We start from the raw sequence: 1,213 nt of genomic DNA, 5'->3' as shown, positions 1-1,213 counted from the left end.
ATAAATTATCGACATTTAATGTGTAGCGGCTATTTGGTAATGTCCGGTTTGGGCCAGTTAGAAATGTCCGGTTCAGGCCTGCCCGAGGCGCATGCTGTCGACGCGCAATCCGGCGGAGCCTGCCATGAACGAGCCTGGACTGGTGACGATCAGCATGAACGAGTTACGACGCGTCAAGATCATCGAATCGGTCGTTGAAGGACGTCTGAGCGGCGTGCGTGCGGCTGAACAGCTGGGACTGAGCGAGCGTCAGGTGTCGCGTCTGAGGCGCCGCTTCGAGGCCGCCGGGGCTGCCGGTCTGGTTTCCGCCAGACGTGGCAGGCCGGGTAACCGGCAGTTTTCCGTGAGTCTGCGAGCGCGTGTGATTGCCATCATCCGGGAGCGCTATGCCGATTTCGGCCCGACGCTGGCGCGCGAGAAGCTTCATGAGTGTCACGGCATCGTGCTGGCCAAAGAAACGTTGCGCCAGTGGATGTACGCGGCTGGACTGTGGGTGCCACGGGCGCAGCGCCCGCCGAAGGTCTTCCAGCCGCGCAACCGTCGGGCCTGTTATGGCGAACTGATCCAGATCGACGGCAGCGATCACCGCTGGTTCGAGCAGCGGGCGCCCGCCTGCTCGCTGCTGGTGTTCATCGACGATGCGACCGGACGGCTGATGACGCTGCACTTCACGGCGACGGAGTCGACGTTCAGCTATTTCGAGGCACTGTCGAAGTATCTGGGCGCGCACGGCAAGCCGGTGGCGTTCTACAGCGACAAAGGCCAGCGTGTTTTACGTGAAGGACCGCTCGGCGACGGCAGGCAAAGGCGTCACGCAGTTCGGGCGAGCCCTGTACGAACTCAATATCGAGACTTTCTGCGCGAATTCGAGCCAGGCCAAGGGGCGCGTGGAGCGGGCCAACCTGACGTTGCAGGACCGGCTGGTGAAGGAACTGCGGTTGCGCGGCATCAGCACATGGGAGGCCGCCAATGCGTATGCGCCCTCCTTCGTCGCGGACTTTAACCGGCGTTTTGCCAGGGCGGCCGCGAGCGATCACAACGCTCACCGGCCGGTCCGCGATGACGAGGACCTGCGGCAGATTCTGGCCTATCGCGTGCCGCGCAAGGTCACGAATGCGCTGACGGTGCAGTATGACCGGGTGATGTATCTGCTGCAGGACACGGTAGCCAACCGCAACCTGATCCACCAGTACGTGGAGGTCGTCGAGTATCC

Annotated in this window: 1 pseudogene; it reads left to right on the top strand. The window is 62.7% G+C overall.

Annotated elements, in window-relative coordinates:
• Nucleotides 1-124: 124 nt before the first annotated feature.
• A pseudogene (locus PKKP23_RS33405) lies at nucleotides 125-1,213 on the top strand (ISNCY family transposase); the annotation flags it as partial.

The sequence above is a fragment of the Paraburkholderia kururiensis JCM 10599 = LMG 19447 genome, assembly GCF_003986935.1.
GTDB classification, from domain to species: domain Bacteria; phylum Pseudomonadota; class Gammaproteobacteria; order Burkholderiales; family Burkholderiaceae; genus Paraburkholderia; species Paraburkholderia kururiensis.
This window is presented reverse-complemented; position numbering and strand designations above follow the sequence as displayed.